Source organism: Alkalihalobacillus phoenicis, assembly GCF_047302405.1.
Classification (GTDB): domain Bacteria; phylum Bacillota; class Bacilli; order Bacillales; family Bacillaceae_D; genus Alkalihalobacillus.
The window spans coordinates 297,302-313,633 of the sequence record NZ_CP154853.1 but is presented as its reverse complement, the minus strand read 5'-3'; the positions used below and the strand labels follow the sequence as shown (position 1 = coordinate 313,633).

13 protein-coding genes are annotated in these 16,332 nt (G+C 38.1%); 1 reads left to right on the top strand and 12 read right to left on the bottom strand.

Annotated elements, in window-relative coordinates; translation table 11 throughout:
* Window position 1 precedes the first annotated feature (1 nt).
* Complete coding sequence (gene trhA / locus AA0017_RS01435; protein ID WP_413378817.1) at window positions 2-649, top strand: PAQR family membrane homeostasis protein TrhA; 648 nt, start codon at window positions 2-4, stop codon at window positions 647-649.
* A 311-nt stretch (window positions 650-960) separates the two neighbouring features.
* Here trhA and AA0017_RS01430 read toward each other — a convergent pair whose 3' ends face one another.
* From AA0017_RS01430 to AA0017_RS01375, 12 genes are all read right to left on the bottom strand, one after another.
* Window positions 961-1,752 (bottom strand): class I SAM-dependent methyltransferase, encoded by a 792-nt coding sequence (locus AA0017_RS01430; protein ID WP_413378815.1) that lies wholly within the window; start codon window positions 1,750-1,752, stop codon window positions 961-963.
* A gap of 36 nt (window positions 1,753-1,788) precedes the next feature.
* Window positions 1,789-2,358 carry a dihydrofolate reductase family protein gene (locus AA0017_RS01425; RefSeq protein ID WP_413378813.1) on the bottom strand — a complete coding sequence of 190 codons (570 nt, stop codon included), beginning with the start codon at window positions 2,356-2,358 and terminating at the stop codon, window positions 1,789-1,791.
* Window positions 2,359-2,490: 132 nt separating this feature from the next.
* Window positions 2,491-3,420 (bottom strand): UDP-N-acetylmuramate dehydrogenase, encoded by a 930-nt coding sequence (murB, locus tag AA0017_RS01420; RefSeq protein WP_413378811.1) that lies wholly within the window; start codon window positions 3,418-3,420, stop codon window positions 2,491-2,493.
* Between the two features lie 217 nt (window positions 3,421-3,637).
* On the bottom strand, window positions 3,638-5,053 hold the full coding sequence (locus AA0017_RS01415; RefSeq protein WP_413378809.1) for a DHA2 family efflux MFS transporter permease subunit: 1,416 nt from the start codon (window positions 5,051-5,053) through the stop codon (window positions 3,638-3,640).
* Window positions 5,054-6,187: 1,134 nt separating this feature from the next.
* Complete coding sequence (locus AA0017_RS01410; RefSeq protein WP_413378807.1) at window positions 6,188-7,162, bottom strand: carbohydrate kinase family protein; 975 nt, start codon at window positions 7,160-7,162, stop codon at window positions 6,188-6,190.
* A gap of 32 nt (window positions 7,163-7,194) precedes the next feature.
* Complete coding sequence (locus tag AA0017_RS01405) at window positions 7,195-8,748, bottom strand: glycoside hydrolase family 32 protein (RefSeq protein WP_413378805.1); 1,554 nt, start codon at window positions 8,746-8,748, stop codon at window positions 7,195-7,197.
* 94 nt (window positions 8,749-8,842) lie between these two features.
* Window positions 8,843-10,276 (bottom strand): glycoside hydrolase family 32 protein, encoded by a 1,434-nt coding sequence (locus AA0017_RS01400; RefSeq protein ID WP_413378803.1) that lies wholly within the window; start codon window positions 10,274-10,276, stop codon window positions 8,843-8,845.
* Between the two features lie 16 nt (window positions 10,277-10,292).
* Window positions 10,293-11,891, bottom strand: coding sequence for an extracellular solute-binding protein (locus AA0017_RS01395; protein WP_413378801.1), 1,599 nt, complete (start codon window positions 11,889-11,891; stop codon window positions 10,293-10,295).
* 29 nt (window positions 11,892-11,920) lie between these two features.
* Entirely contained in the window at window positions 11,921-12,874 is a 954-nt protein-coding gene (locus AA0017_RS01390) for a carbohydrate ABC transporter permease (RefSeq protein ID WP_413378799.1), read from the bottom strand.
* Window positions 12,875-12,890: 16 nt separating this feature from the next.
* Entirely contained in the window at window positions 12,891-13,862 is a 972-nt protein-coding gene (locus AA0017_RS01385; RefSeq protein WP_413378797.1) for an ABC transporter permease, read from the bottom strand.
* A 384-nt stretch (window positions 13,863-14,246) separates the two neighbouring features.
* Window positions 14,247-14,867 (bottom strand): YesL family protein, encoded by a 621-nt coding sequence (locus AA0017_RS01380; RefSeq protein WP_413378795.1) that lies wholly within the window; start codon window positions 14,865-14,867, stop codon window positions 14,247-14,249.
* Window positions 14,868-15,021: 154 nt separating this feature from the next.
* Window positions 15,022-16,332: an ABC transporter substrate-binding protein gene (locus AA0017_RS01375; protein WP_413378793.1), complete on the bottom strand. Its 1,311-nt coding sequence runs from the start codon at window positions 16,330-16,332 to the stop codon at window positions 15,022-15,024.

The window sequence follows — 16,332 nt, the reverse complement described above, 5'->3', positions numbered from 1 at the left end:
TTTGTCTACATATATTCGCGAACCCATTAATGGCTTAACTCATCTTGTCGGAGCATTGTTATCCTTTGCTGCCTTACTAGCCATGGTTATTAAAGTTACCTTAACAGACCCGACTGTATTGAATATAAGTGCCATCATCATCTTTGGTATTAGCATGATTTTGCTTTATGCCTCCTCTGCTACTTACCATATGGTCATTGCCAAAGACCATGTCATTGCGTTTTTAAGAAGGCTTGATCACTCGATGATTTTTGTATTAATTGCTGGTTCTTATACTCCGTTTTGTTTGATTGCTTTGAATGGAGTAACAGGCTGGACGATTTTTGGGATTGTGACAACCCTTGCTGTATTAGGTGTTATTTTTAAAATGACTTGGTTTAATTGCCCTAGATGGCTTTCAACGGCTCTTTATATTGGAATGGGATGGATTATCATTTTTGCCTTTTCACCACTTGCGGACGTCTTAAGTACGATGGGGCTATTTTTACTTATTCTTGGTGGCGTATTTTATACAATTGGGGGCATCATTTATGCATTAAAACCAAAACAATTTGAATTTAAACACTTCGGCTTCCACGAAATATTCCATATCTTTATTATGCTGGGGACAACCGCTCACTTTCTTGCTGTATTCATTTATGTCATTTGATTGTTTCGAGATAGTTTATGGAGACCCCGCAGTTGAGCGAGGAGGCTCCCGGCTCATCCGCGGAACGCGTAGGGTATGGGGCTGGCGGAGTATAGCTAACTAATGTAACCCTATTTTAACAAACAAACCGTTTTTCTAGTGGCTTCAGGAGGGATAGGTGGAAATCCACCCACCTAGCCGGTTCCAATCCGACCTGTAAGTGAGTGCCCCTCATCTCAGAAGCTCTCACTTTTAAAATATTCAAAAAGGGGGCTGAACCCTCAAAGGTCACTTTCATGACTTTTGGGACAGCCCCTCTTCTTTACTTTTCTTTAAACTAGTTTTTTCGCCTTTATTAAGGCCGATTCTCCTTGAAAGGATTGAACTTTTTTCCCGTTTTCCAATGTCACGCGGAACTTCGCTTTTATTTTATCATCCGCCTGCAAAAAGGCATGAGTCAATTCCTCTTTTTCTTTTTCACCAACATCCATTAGCCTACACCAATTTTCAAAATCGAACACTTTTTCAAACAAGTGCATCTCTATCAATTCGAACCCTACTTTTTCATGCTCTTTTAACCACTCCGTTTTTTTATAAGCACGCTGGTGACTATAATCTCTAACCTTCTCAATGTAATTATAAAACTGATCACAATCTTTATTTTCTGGAGCCACATTATCGATTAAAATAAAGAGTCCATTGGGCTTTAAAACACGATAAACTTCCTTCAGAAAATCCTCAATATTAGGAAAATGGTGGGCAGCTATTCGACAAGTCACTCGGTCAAATTGATGATCAGCAAAAGGTAATGCATCTGCACTGGCCTCCACATAATCAACATTGCTGTTTCCATTCCCTTCAATAAACTTTTTGGCCACTTGTAAAATTTCTTTCGTGAGATCAAGAGCAACAACTTGTTTCACTAAGGGAGCAACTGCATTAGCGACATGTCCACCACCTGTTGCGATGTCAAGGAATTGTTCCTCACCTGAACAATCAAGCAATTCGACAAGCTTTTTTAAATCTTTGCCTTTTGAATGAATGTGACTCGTAACATAGTTTTGAGCATTTTTTCCAAACTGTGCTTGAACTTGTTGTTTTAACTCGTTTGAATCCATTCCCATTAAATCACCCCTTATCAAAATATTCTGTTTTCTCTATTATATCAGATGATAATTTAAAAAAAGCACTCCTGAATCAAACCGTTTCATATCGACTAACTTTAATTTTTTTATTTGATTTAATGAAGGAAAAAGTCGTTTTCCCTTTCCCAAAAGGATCGGGTATACATACAAATGAAATTCATCAACCAAATTTATATCCATAAATGTTTTGGCTAACCCTGCTCCACCTAATGAAAGATGTCCACCAGCACGACACTTTAATTCCTTAATTTCTTCCTCCAGCTCTTGCTTAACATATCTTGAATTCCAATTTAACTCTATCTCTTGTACACGCGAAAAGACAAGTTTCTCACATTCCAGCCAATTCCGTGCCCATCTTTTCTCCTCTTCACTGGCAATTGGACTATCTAAAATAAATGGCCAGTATGAAGCCATATTTTCATAAGTTCTTCTCCCATATAAATGAGTGTCAATCTGATGCTCTTGTTCAGAAATAAATGAAAGGAGCACTTCATCTGGTTTGCTCCACAAAATTCCCCCTTGCTCGTCTTCTATAAATCCATCCAAAGACACCATTTGTGAATAAATAACTTTACGCTCTTTCATCCTCAATCCCTCCTTAAATAAAAAGTGGAGCCTGTTTTCTCGAGCTTCTAACAGGCGCAGCTAGATTAATAATAAAAAACCAATAACAGTAGATCTCTCATCGCTGTCATTGGTTTCTGGTTGCTCATTTATTCAATTCTTGACATCTTCGCCAATAATTCGTACTTCTCGTTCCAGTTCAACCCCAAACTTATCTTTAACTGTTTGCTGCACATGGGCGATTAACTTCATATAGTCCGTCGCTGTTCCATTTCCAACATTTACGATAAAACCAGCGTGCTTTTTCGAAACTTCTGCTCCACCGATTCGTTTCCCTTGTAATTCACTGTCTTGAATCAACTTTCCAGCAAAATGCCCTGGTGGTCTTTTGAAAACACTGCCACATGATGGGTACTCTAATGGCTGTTTCGATTCCCTTAAAAAAGTAAGTTCATCCATTTTCGCTTTGATTTCGACCACGTCACCTTGCTTCAAACCAAAAGTTGCCTCTAACACTAGGTAACCGTTCGTTTCAATATTACTTGTACGATAGCCTAAGTCTAACTCTTCGGCTTGAACAGTTTTCAATTCCCCCTCTTTTGTTAAAACAAAGGCTTCTGTTAAAACATCTGAAACTTCTCCACCATAAGCACCGGCATTCATATACAAAGCTCCACCAATTGAGCCTGGAATGCCACAAGCAAATTCCAACCCTGTCAGTTCGTGTTTCAAAGCAAATCTCGACACTTCAATAATCGCCGCCCCACTTTGGGCAATAATCGAATCTCCTCTTAACTCAACTTTATCCATATCCGTTAAAATCATCACAACGCCACGAATTCCGCCATCTTTAATAATTAAGTTTGAGGCATTCCCTAAAATCGTAATCGGTATTTGATGCTCTAGTGTGTATCGATAAATCTTTTGGACTTCTTCATACGTCGTCGGAAAGACAATAATATCTGCTGGTCCTCCTGTTTTTGTATACGTGTAGTAACTTAACGGTTGATTAATTTTTATATGTTCTTCGGTTGAGCTCTTTTGCAATATTAATAATAAATCTTCATAAATCTTTTTATTCATAGTCGGTTCTCCTACATGTGAAATTCGTAATCTCCATTATATAGTATAGGCAATCAATGACCTATCGTTTCCACTATTTTTTATCTTTTTGAATATTATTCTATTTTCTTATCTTTGGGATCGTGCCACCCTCATCTATTATATGCTTTCTGACTAAAAGAGACCACCACCTTGAAATAAATCAATGTAATGGTCTTGCTAAGATTTTAAATCAAACTTAACTTACTTGTTCTTTTACGTCTGTTGATTCTTTATCTGGTTTTGTATATTTGATAAAAAAGGAAGAAACAAGAGCCAAAAGCGCCAAACCAGCCATAACGACAAAAGCCATATTTACTCCAAAAATATCAGAATGAGCTATATTTTCGTTATTTTGTGTTCCTGCTGCTACTGATGTCATAATCGTGACAAGTACAGCTGTTCCAACTGAAGCTGCCGTCATTCTCATCGTACTATCCATGGCCGCTCCATGTGGAATGAGACGTTTTGGCAACTGGTTCAGTGCGGCTGTTTGGACAGGCATCATCACCATCACTAAACCAACCATCCTAACCGCATACATAATCGTAATAAAAGCAAAAGTCGTTTCTATATCTAAAAAGATAAAAGGAATCGTTGCAGCTGATAAAATAATTAAACCAGGCGTAACAAGCCAGCGTGCCCCTACCTTATCAAAAATTCTTCCAATAATGGGAGCAAGAATACCGGTTATTAAAGCACCAGGCAACATCGCCATCCCCGCTTCAAAAGCAGTAAATTCCCGCATATTTTGCATATATAACGGTATAAGTGTTTCAATTCCAATCAATCCCATAAACGTAATGGAACCGATGATGACAGCAAACGGAAAAATAGAATACGTGAAGACACGAAATTCTAACATTGGATGTTTAAGTCGTAATTGTCTTAAGATAAAAAAGAGTAAAGAGAAGACTCCTACAGCTAATGTTATCAACGTAATCGGTTCTCCCCAACCGAAATTACCGGCATTTGTCACTCCAAAAAGTAAACCACCAAAACCGAACGAAGATAAAATAATCGACAGTACGTCTACTTTTGTCTTCTTCACCTCTGTTACATTCTTCAAAACAAAATAGGCGATAATAATATCAATAATCGCTATTGGTAAAATGATAAAAAATAACAATCTCCAAGAATAGTTACCCGTGACCCAACCAGAAAAAGCAGGCCCGATGGCAGGGGCAAACGAAATCACTAACCCAATTAACCCCATAACCGTTCCACGTTTATTTATCGGGAAGATGAGTAAAAACACGGTCGTCATTAATGGAAGCATAACACCTGCACCCATCGATTGGATCACTCGTCCTAGTAACAAAACTTCGAATGTAGGAGCAAGGCCGGCCACTAATGTTCCAGCTGCAAATACGCTCATCGCCGTTAAAAATAATTGCCTTGTTGTAAATCGTTCAATTAAAAAAGCACTAACTGGTATCATGATTCCATTCACTAACATAAAAACAGTCGTTAACCATTGAGCACTATTCGGGGTTACACCCATCTCCACAATAATAGGAGGAATCGCTGTAATCATTAACGTTTGATTTAAAATCGCAATAAAAGACCCAGCTAATAGGAGTGCTACAATGGTCGGTCTATGAATATTATTCATCGGTATTTCTCCTCCTATACACCATCATTTTTTTTACACTTTATCAGATTAAACGATATGAAGAAAAGAAGCTATCCTTTTGCTTCATTAAATATAAAAATTAATCTTATTTACTCAACTTTCGCAACGTATGATTGACCCTTAACCGTTGATAGAGATTAACTTTAAGGCGATACAAGACTCAAATGGACTTTACATGAACGGTTCAATCGTTGACAGTCTGAACACATCTCTTCGTAGGCTGTTGAAGGAAACTGTTCACTAAAATGAGGCCCTCCGGCGGTCGCTACCAAACAGACACTCCGCGTCCTGCAGGAACCTCATGAGCCTCCTCAGCACGCTTGCGGGGTCTCATTGGACGGTTTATTCCTGCGGGAGTCTCCGTGTCTGTTTGTCCGCTAGATCATGGAATCGAATCTAGGTTCGGTTTTCTCATTGAATAAAAAAATAGTCATTACTTCAACGTACATTAGCTTGAGAATGATTTTTCTCCTTCCATGACTCATTCCGTTACAGTTGTAAACAAATCAGTGTTGATGCTCTGTACGTTAGCTAGATGATCGAGCTTGTTTCGATTGGAATCATGTCTTTTCATGACGGCAGACTTAGGAAAAAAATAGGTCGCAACTACCTATTTAGTTCCATAACCAACAAAGGGAAGAAGAAGGTCCTTCTGCGTTAGAAATAGCTGATTTGGAAAGAGCCATATCATCAAGCATCTCCCCTACACTTAGCGGACAAAACCATACGGAGACTCCCGCAGGAATAAACCGTGGAGCGAGACCCCGCAAGGCTTGCCGAGGAGGCTCGCCAGGTTCCTGCAGGACGCGGAGTATGGTTTTGGGAGCGACAGCCGGAGAGCCTATTATTTTTTTACTGCACAGTTTATCCGTTTGGTGTGATAGTACGTTCTCGCTTTTCAAACGTGTCAAGGGCATTTGTTTAAGAGCTTCCCTTTCGCTCTGCCGACTAGTTGAACGGATTTTCTCGATGTGAAAGTTGAGTTCATTAATATAAAAATTAACCTTATTTACAATAGTCGACACCCTTTTTTCCTTTTCATGTTTATATAAACGTTAGACGCAAGAAAACTGCCCCCATTTTCAAGGGACAGCTTTAAAAATAAATGTTTCTTTATTTGACCATTTCAAAATTTAAAACTTCCTCATACGTTGGAATTCCTTCAATCGCTCCAATTTTAGTACAAACTAATGCACCCACTTTATTACTGAAAGTGATGATATCTTTTACTTTTTCAAAATTAGATATGATTTCTTTTGGCGTAACTTCTTTCGAAAATTGCAACAGAGTCGCCCCTACAAACGCATCGCCAGCTCCTGTGGAGTCAATTGATTGAATAAAGATACTCGGAATGATACTATGCTCGCTTCCATTCGATATATAAGTACCTTCTTTTCCAAGCGTAACAGCTATCAATTTAGCACCCATTTGATGAAGTTTCTCCACCCCTACTTTCATTTCCTTTTCCTCGGAAATAATTTGTAATTCCTCATCACTGACTTTGACAAAATCAGCTAATTTTATTCCTTCTTTTGCCCATTCAACAAATTCCCGTTCTCTTCCTCTCCACAAATCAATCCGGTAATTCGGATCAAAAGATATAAACTGACCATTTTGATACCCTCTATCGATGGCATTTAAATAAGTTGAGCGAAATGGTTCCTCTAATAACGCAGTCGCCGAACCAAAATGTAAGATTTTTGCTTGAGCCATTTCTTTTTCATCGATATCCTCGGATTTCATCCATCGATCAGCACCACGATTAAAAACAAAATCTCGTTCTCCATTTTCCATCAATGAAACAAAAGCTAATGTGGTCGGATTCAATGGGTCCAATTTCATCATTGAAGTATCGACTTTTATATCCTCTAATGTTCTCTTTAAAAAATGCCCAAAAGGATCGTTTCCAACCTTGCCACTAAAGCCGGCCTCTCCACCGAGCTTCACAATCGTTGCACAAACATTAGCTGGTGCACCACCCGCTTGCTTTTCAAAGCTTTTTCCTTGCTCCAAGCTCACGCCTATATCTTTACAAAAGAAATCAATTAACATTTCCCCAACACATATAACCATTGAATGATTATTCATTGCTTCACCTCATCTATTTTTTCATATTCATTTTACCAAATGGATTGTAAGGAATGAATCGTTAAAGTATGAATGAGAACTTCCTCACCCTCTAAAAAAAACTCCATATTTACACTATCTTCATTCGGAAAAATTAAATCCGTAATGACATATTGACCATCTTGAACAAATACTTCAACCGAAGATTGATCGACTAAAATCTGCAAAGTTAGTGTATCAGAATTTGAGAGTGCCACTTTATGCCTGCCATTAAAATAAGGACTAAAATAAATCTCATCTAACTGCCTACGCTCCACAAAAAGTTCATTCGTTTCACTTGAAAAACCAATCTGCGTTTCATCCTCTAAGTTCTCAGATTGTCTAATTTTAAAACCTACATCACTTACTAAATTTCGATCAATTTCAACAAAAAGCTCAAAAGCATCAGCCTTGATATTTGCTAACAAATCCTTAGCCGCTGACTGGTCAATCCTTTCATTTTCTAAATGAAATAGTTCTTCACCTCTTAAAGAGCTTAACTCTTGAATTGGTTTTTGAGCTACCTTAATCTCTCCCATTGAATCTGTGATCAGTTTCATCTCTCTTGGGAAAGACATCGCCCCACGCCAAACTTCTGTTGGGACTTGGTTGGCATATAACCAGTTATTCATCCATGCGATCATGACCCGTCTTTCATCCTCATCTGGGATATCAGAAAAGGATTGAGCCGCGTAAAAATCAGCTCCATAATCAAGCCAGTTGATCTGTTCGGGATCGTGTTCACTAACAAAAGTCGTCCCGTCAAATTCACCGATAAAATATTGAGCCCCTGACCCCCCAGCAATTGCTCCGTCACCAATATCTACTTGTAAAACCCACTTCGTATGATCGGAATCTCCATCTATTGCTAATTCAAATAAATCTGGACATTCCCATACACCACCTTGGGCACCCATTCCTTCACCAAATTCACTTAAAAAATCCCATTCTATTAAATTAGGAGAACCATAAAACAAGACCTTTTTTCCGGCCGTAATAGCCATAATCCATTTTTCTGTGTCATCATGCCAAAATACTTTCGGATCTCTAAAATCAGGTATCGCCGGGTCACTTGGGATAACAGGATTGCCTTCATACTTCTCCCATGTTCTTCCCTTATCTTTACTATAAGCAAGACTTTGAGATTGTCCATCACCCGCATGTGTAAAGATGGCTACTAACCCTTCACCCTTCTCATCAAAGAATCCAGTTGAATTATTCCAATCGACCACGGCACTTCCAGAAAAAATCGTTCCAATTTCGTCGGGCTCCAATGCGATTGGTCTATGTTCCCACTCGATCATATCTTGACTAATCGCATGGCCCCAATACATCGGACCCCACACATTGTCATGAGGATTATGTTGATAAAATAAGTGATACTCCCCTTCATAATAAACCATCCCATTCGGATCATTCATCCAGTTCTCTTCTGGACTAAAATGAAATTGTGGTCGGTATTGTTCCGTATAATCGGTACTTGATGCTAGATTACTTGACCAAAAAATCGCTATACTAATACCAATTACAATGACACTACTAACAAAATAAAATTGGCTTTTTTTCATTTCATTCCTCCTAGATTAACCGAATCTTTTACCATTGTCTAAAAAAAGAGCACATGGGATTTCTCCAATGTGCTAAGTTATTTTCATTTCAAACTTACTTAGGGATATTGATATAACTATCAAGAATATCGACTGTACCACTATGAGCAAATGGTGTTATTTGACTACATTTCTCCTTTGGAAACACGAGGCTCGTAATCGAATACTCTCCATCATTAATAAACAATTCAATTGATAATGCATCGACAATCACTCTAATCGTTAAGTCACTAACATCAGGCACTTCTACTTGCTGAATATCAGCAAATAACGCTGAAAAATCGATTTGGCCCGAGTGCTCACGTTCTAGAGACACCAATCTTTGTACTGAATCGATCGCAATATGTGCCGAGTGATCAAGTCCATAATCTAATTTTAAGCCAAATACTTTCGCATCCACATTTTTAAAGTGAACAAAAAGCTCTAAATACTCTTCTGACACCTCATAGCTACTTCCAACTTCAAGAGACTTTACACCTTCATGCAAATATGGCTGAAGTTCTTCTACAGGATGCTGAACAACTAACAGCTTCCCAGCAACATTTCGTAGTGATAGCTTACGTGGTAAAGTCATTTGACTTCTCCAGCCATCTGTTGGGACTTGATTAGCATAACGCCAATTGCTCATCCAACCGATATAAATTCTTCTGCCATCCTCAGCCGGGATATCTGAGAAGCTCACACCTGCATAATTATCTTTACCAAAATCTAACCAAAGCGTTTCTTTTTGCTCCGTTATAAAGGTGGTTCCATCAAAATCACCTACAAAATATTGCGTTTTAGAACCGAGTGAATATTGTGGGTTATCGCCAATACTTACGAGTAAAACCCACTTCGTCTCCTCACTATCGCCTACTTGCAATGGAAATAAGTCTGGGCATTCCCACACACCTAAATGAGAGCCGACTCCATTACCAAACTCACTTTCAAACTGCCAATCTTTTAAATTAAATGATGAGTAGAAAGAGATCGTTTGCCCTGTGGCAAGGGCCATCAGCCACTTATTCGTTTCTTTATGCCAAAAAACTTTTGGGTCACGGAAATCCACTTTTGATTCATGCTTTAAGACGGGATTGCCTTCATATTTAGTCCAAGTTCTACCACGATCATGGCTATAAGCAAGGCTCTGTGTTTGAACCGGTGCACGGCCATCATGCTTATCTAAATGATGAGTAAAAATCGAAACTAGCCCTGGCCCATCTGGAAAAAATCCAGTTGTATTTTCCCAATCTACCACTGCACTCCCTGAGAAAATCGTTCCGTTCTCATCGGGATAAAGGGCAATATCAAGCTCTTCCCATGTAATCATATCTTTACTAACAGCGTGGCCCCAATGCATCGGACCCCATACACTATCATCTGGATTATGTTGAAAGAATAAATGATACTCTCCTTCAAAATAAACCATTCCATTCGGGTCATTCATCCAATTTTTTGTTGGGGCAAAATGTAGTTTTGGTCGAAATTGATTTAAAGCATTGACTGTCAATTTAAAACCCTCCCATTTATTCTACAGAACGATCAAATCCTGCTTGTTTAATTTCCAACCATTCAGAATAACTTAAGCGCTCAAGTTCTTCTAAATAATCATCCCACTCTTCTTCAATTTTTCCATTCGTAATCCACTCTGCACGTTTACGATTAATGTACGGATAGAAGTCCGCCTCGATTTGTGAAAGCCTTCTTAATTCATCCAAATCAAAAAATACACGCGGATAAATATGGTCAGCTGACATATGTGGCACCATGACTTCTCTCATTAAATCAAGTCTCCATGCCGCATCATCAGGCATTGTTGTAACATCTCCATAATAGCTATCTAAGATCGCTAACGGCCCACCAATATTAGTACGTTCACGTAATTCTACTGGAGCTGTTCCTTCTAAATCTAAATGTTTAAGCATTTGAGCACTTTCGTCAAACTCAAAAATGTTTTGTTGTGTTTCATCACCATATGTTCCCCAGTTGTTTTGTACAGACTGATGTGGGTCATATAATTGGTCAATCCATCTCGCTGTTAATTCTAAATTTTGGTTAGCACTTGTAATGACCATACGAGAACGGTCAAAGCCCATACCATTATTTCTCGCTACATTTTTATGTCCATCTGGACCATATAATGGTGGCATTAAATCATACGTATCATTCATTCCAGAAATATTCGCTTTATCCCAAGTAAAATATAATCCGTAACGCCCTTCTTGCCCTTTGGCCACATATGTTGGCCAATCTTGTTCAAAACCTTCAATGTCTAAAAGACCTTCCTCATATAATTCATTCATAAAATTAATCGCTTCTTTATACCCTTCATCTGCGGCCGTTAATTTGACTTCACCGTCATTTGTCACAACCGTACGATCCCATGTATCACCTAAACCGAAAGAGCCAAAAAGAAAACCAAGGTCTTGCCCACCATCATTAATGATAAAGGACATTGGGATTGTTTGCCCATTACCAGCTGGGTCGTTCTCTTTAAAAGCAATTAACACCTCTTTTAATTCATCTGTTGTCGTTGGCATTTCTAAACCTAGTTCTTCCAACCATTCAACATTAATCCAAGGAAAATTATCAACTGAATGAATACTTTCTCTTCCCTCACCTAATTCTTCAATCCAAGGAAACGCGTAAATGTTTCCATCAGGTGCGGTCATCATCGAACGGTATTGAGGGGCATCCTCTAATACCTTTTGTAAATTAGGCATATAATTATCAATTAAATCATTCAGCGGAATAATCGCTTCATCTTCTGCTAAATTTAATAATTCATAATCACTATACTCCGAATTAATAATCGCATCTGGCATTTCCCCACTAGACATTGCAAGGTTACGACGTTCTCCAAATGCTTCACCTACAAAGTTTCTCCATTCAATGTGTACATTTGTTTTTTCTTCTAATCTTTCATAAATTAACTTTTCATTCGGATCGGCTGGTGCAAGCGGTGAACTTGAAGTTAAAAACTTCAGTGTCACTTGCTCCTCTAATGGAAATTCAATATCCGCCAAACCATAATCCTCTGACCAACTGTTTTCACTGTTGCCACAGCCAACCAATACAGCTGTACTTACGACCAATGCCGACATTGCTTTTACTATTTTTCTCAAAATGTCCCCTCACCCTTCTATTTTCTTATTTATTTTAATGAACCAACCATGACCCCTTTTTCAAAGTACTTTTGGAAAAATGGATACATAATTAGTAAAGGCAAACTAGAAATCACAATGGATGAGTATTTAATCATCTCAGCAATTCGTTGCATCTCCGCTCTAGCCAATTGATCGGCTATCATTCCTGGTTGCACTTCGTTTTGGATTAAGATTTCTCGTAAAACGAGTTGCAACGGATATAAAGAGCGGTCTTCCAAATAAATCATTGCTTGGAAATACGCATTCCACTGACCAATAAAGGCATAGAGAGCAAGCACAAAAATAATTGGTTTTGATAATGGCAAAATGATCTTCAAGAAGATCTTAAAATCTGAAGCCCCATCAATTCGTGCCGCTTCTTTCAGCTCATTTGGTAAACCTTTAAAGTACGTTCTAGCGAGGATAATATTCCATACTCCAATCGCACCAGGTAAAATAATCGCCCACGGTGTATTGATTAAGCCTAGTTCACGCACTAATAAATACGTCGGGATCATTCCACCATTAAAGAACATCGTAAAGAGAAAGAAAATCATAAAAAACTTTTTACCAACAAATCCATCAACAGATAAGGAGTAGCCAGCTAATATCGTCAAACCTACTGATACAACCGTAAATCCACCGGCATAAAGCATGGAATTGGCAAATCCTCGCATAATCGATCCGTCATTAAAAATCCGCCGATACCCGTCAAGCGTCCAATGCTCCGGATTAAACGAAAGCCCCCTCGTCGCTAAAACAGAAGGTTGTTGAAACGATCCTAGTAATACATAAAAGAGAGGAATCGTGACGATAAGTACGACGAGCAGTAAGATGAATTTATTGATAAATAGAATAAAGCGATCGGTCTTTGAATTATTAATTAATCTATTTTTTTGCAGTTCAGCAGCTTGTTTCCGTTTTTTTTGCTCTTTTTTAGATTCTTTTTGTTCCTTGTTCATTCAGAATTCCCCCTTTCTAATAAAGAGTTTCTCCGTTAAATTTCTTAACAACAAAGTTAACCGTAATCAGCAAACAGAGACTAATAATCGAGTTAAACAAGCCAACTGCAGCACCAAAGGACCAATCTCCTGCTTGTAAACCTCGCTTATATACATACGTATCAATAATTTCTGATGCTGGTAAGTTCATATCGGTTTGTAAAAGGTACGCTTTTTCAAACCCTACCCCCATAATGCCTCCAACAGCTAAAATAAAGAGAACAGCCATTGTTGGTTTTAATACTTGAATATCAATATTCCAAATTCTTTGTAGCAACGAAGCTCCGTCAATCGTTGCCGCATCATGTAACTGCGGATCCGTATTAGACAACGCCGCTACATAAATAATCGAAGCGAACCCTGCTCCTTGCCAAATACCTGATGCAATAAAAATCGTTCTGAAGTACTCAGGGTCTGACATGAATGAAATCGGTCGATCCGTAAAAATAGATAAAACCGCATTTAATGGGCCTGCCGGCGATAAAAAGATAAACAGCATCCCCGCAATAACAACAACGGAAATAAAATGAGGTGCATATACAATTAGTTGAATATTTTTCTTTATTCCTGCTCGACGCACTTGATTTAACATCAATGCCAAAATAATTGGGACTGGAAAGCCTATTAACAACTCAAAAGCACTAAGCTTGATCGTATTCATAAAAATTTGATGAAAATTAGGTGACTGTAAAAAGCTAACAAAATGTTCAAAGCCGACCCACGGACTTCCTGCAATCCCTCTTGTTGGACTAAAATCTTTAAAGGCAATGGTGACACCATACATCGGGATATAATTAAAAAGTAAAACTAATAGAACGGCTGGTGCTAAGAACACATACAGAATCCAATTTTTTCTTATATATTCAAAAGGATTTTGTTTCTTTTTATTAGGTTTCAATTGATTGGAAAGGTCTCTCGTCTGAGTCGCATGTGTTGAACTTTTCCCCATATTCATCCCCCCTTGGAACAGCTTTTGTTTGATAACTCCTTATGAAATCGTTATCTTTTGTTTCTAGTTTAAAGATACCAACAATTTGTCTGATAATATTTCAATATCTTCGGTAACGGCGTTCTAAAATCTTTGGCACTTTGAAATCGATTACAAAAATCTTTAACATAACAGACAAAGGGAAGTTCGCAAACTGCTGATATGGGAAAACTAAAAACGAAACCATTTTTAGTAATAGAAGTCATTTCGCGTAATGTGTGATGCTAGATGGCTTTTCGGACTCTTTTGTTTTAACTGTTCGGCTTGCTTCAGACTCCACGGCCTAATACATGAACCTACTAAAAAAGCATACAAAGAATTGAATTCTCCATATGCCTTTCATCACTATTCAGCTGTAACTAGCTCTTCTTTTGGTAATGAGATTAAAGTGACTCTCATTAAAACAAATGAAAATAAACTAATCCCGAAAATAATTATAAATACAGGGAACTTTAAATAGAAAAAAGAAATGGTGATTACCCCAACAACCATGATGATGGTTTGTAAAGGCTTAGCAATCATCATAATAAATGCGTATTTTGGATAGTGCCAAAAGCCCAATTTAAAGTGAACAAAAATCGGATAAATATATAAAGACATTAACAGAAATAAAAAACTTAATAGGACGGTTACACTAGCAAACACGGTCCGGAAAAAGCCTGGTTCAAACTGCTGTAAAGCTCTTAAATTCAACAATAATAGGAGAGCCCCTAATAGAATGAGGTATCCTAATAAATTCCCCTTCCAAAACTCCTGTTTATATTTTTGCCAAAACAACCTCGTAACGGAAACGTCTTCATCCTCTGTCATCATATGTCTTAAGACTGCAAACATCGCCGCGGTTGCTGGAAACAATCCAAATATAAATAAACCTAAAGCGGAAAAGACAAACCATAATATATTTAATAAAACTAAATTAAAAGCCCAATTCCCAAGTCGCATATACCAACGGGTCATTTCAAACATATTCAAATCCCCTTTGCTTTTTAAAGATGGTTTTGAGTTAAAAACGGCAGCAATGGAATGTTTGCTAACTCTATTTCACTTTATCAAAATAATATCGATTCGGAGTTAAATATATTTGGATCGCAACATTTAATATATTTGGATTCGCCTTTAACTAGTTCGGTTCAAGGGCTGCATCGATCGTTTCGACCGCCTTTTGAACCGACTTCTTTACATCTTTTCCACCTATTCCAATTTCTTCAAATAAAGTACGAATCTCCTCACTCACAACAGGATAAACAGGAGTAACCGGTCTACTTTTTGAATAATGATGGGCTTGTTCAACGAATATATTCATCGGATATTGATTCAATTCAGGAATATCTTCGGCCACCGAAATTCGAGCGGGAATGTCACCAGTTATCTCTACATATTTCTTCATTCCTGCATAACTTGATAAAAATTCAATAAATGCCCACGCTTCTTCAGAATGATTCGATTCACTTGACAGTGCTAGCGCCCAGCCACCATTAGGCACAGCCTGTATTTTAGCTTTTGGTAACGGAGCAACTCCGAAATCAACATCGAGTTCTAGCTCATAATGATTTTGAAAATCGGCAACTGCCCAAGAACCAAGAACCGTTAACCCTAATAGGTTCTTCTCAAATGATCCAGTTGTCATCTCTATCGAGGCCACCCCATCCTCGTGATATAAATTTTGATAAAATGTTAAGGCTTCAATTGCTTCAGCCGAATTTAAATATCCATTTGAAGTCGTTCCATCTGGACTGAGAATTTCCGCTCCAAATTGCCATAATATTGGCATTTTAAAATAGGCAGCGGCCTCTCCACTTGCAAAGCCTTGAGCTGGATCCAAACCATCCACCTCTTCTCCGATTCGAGAAATTTCAATGGCCATTTCTCGAACTTCTTCCCACGTTAATGGCTCATGAGGGTCTTTTTTCGGTAAAGATAAACCAGCCTCTTTAAATAAAGGAATGTTATAAAACAACGCTAGTCCTGATTCTGTGATCGGCATTAAGTATGGTTCATTTTCATACATTAATCCTTCTATCGTAGAATCAGGAAAATCGTTTAATGAAGACTCGTCGATAAAGGAAGTTAACGGGTTAAGCACCCCTGTTTTCGCATATAAAGCCAAATTAGGACTATCTATCATCAAAACATCTGGGGGGGTTCCTGCTGCAAACTCAGTTCGAATAAGAATTTCATAATCACTGTATGGGATAGAACGCATTTTCACTTTTATACCAGGATTTAATCGTTCAAAATGGTTGATGAGTTCCATAAAGGCTTGATTCTCTAAATCATTTCCGTAGTTTCTCCAAAAATGAATTTGAATGTCCTCCGCAACCTCATCCCGATCTCGTGAATGCTCTTTTTCTCCCTTAAAATAAAACATGACAGACAGCAGACCCATTATTATGATTAAAATAAAGACAAGAGTGAAAAAGCTCTTTTTCAT